This window comes from Mesorhizobium sp. M7A.F.Ca.AU.002.02.1.1 (genome assembly GCF_003998535.1).
GTDB lineage: Bacteria > Pseudomonadota > Alphaproteobacteria > Rhizobiales > Rhizobiaceae > Mesorhizobium > Mesorhizobium ciceri.
On sequence record NZ_RZPB01001365.1, the window covers coordinates 1 to 762 of the forward strand.

At 64.0% G+C, this 762-nt stretch carries 1 protein-coding gene; it reads right to left on the reverse strand.

Features of this window, described 5'->3' with window-relative positions:
* On the reverse strand, positions 1-613 hold a 613-nt coding region (locus EN879_RS37760), incomplete at its 3' end, for an FAD-dependent oxidoreductase (protein WP_164774934.1).
* Positions 614-762: the final 149 nt, after the last annotated feature.

A 762-nucleotide genomic window follows, 5' to 3' on the forward strand; every position in this document is an offset into this window, starting at 1 on the left:
TCTCCTTGCCGCGATAGACCAGCGTCGTGTCGACGCCGAGACCGTGAAAAATGTTGGCGAACTCGACGGCGATGTAACCGCCGCCCTCGATCATGATCGCCCTGGGCAACTCCTTGAGGTCGAAAGCTTCGTTGGAAAAGATGCAATGTTCGTGGCCGGGCAGCGCCGGATGCGCCGCCGGGCGGCCGCCGGTGGCAATCAGGATCTGGTCTGCTGTGACGGTGCGATCCTCACCCAGGAGATGCACGACATGCGGATCGACGATCATGGCGCGCGAGTGGAAGGTCTCGCCGCCGGCGCCCTCGACGTTCCTGACGTAGATCGCCTCCAGCCGGCTGATCTCGCGATCCTTGTTGGCGACCAGCGTCTGCCAGTCGAAACTGGCTTCCGGCACCGTCCAGCCATAGCCGGCGGCGTCGGCGAAGTGCTCGGGAAATTGCGAGGCATAGACGTAGAGCTTTTTCGGCACGCAGCCGCGGATGACGCAGGTGCCGCCATAGCGGTATTCCTCGGCGATGCCGACACGCTTGCCGAGTGCCGCGGCGACGCGGGCCGCCCTCACCCCGCCCGAGCCGCCGCCGATGACGAAAAGATCGTAGTCGTAACCGGCCATGACGCGGCTCCCAGGCTTCAGAAATGTGTCAGACAGGTAGGCCGCAAAACGGCAAAAGAAAAGCCCGGACAGGCCGGGCTTTCGCAGTAGGCCGCAAGGCCATTTGAAAATGCGCGTCAGTTGTTGTCCGCGGGGGCCGCACCATCGGC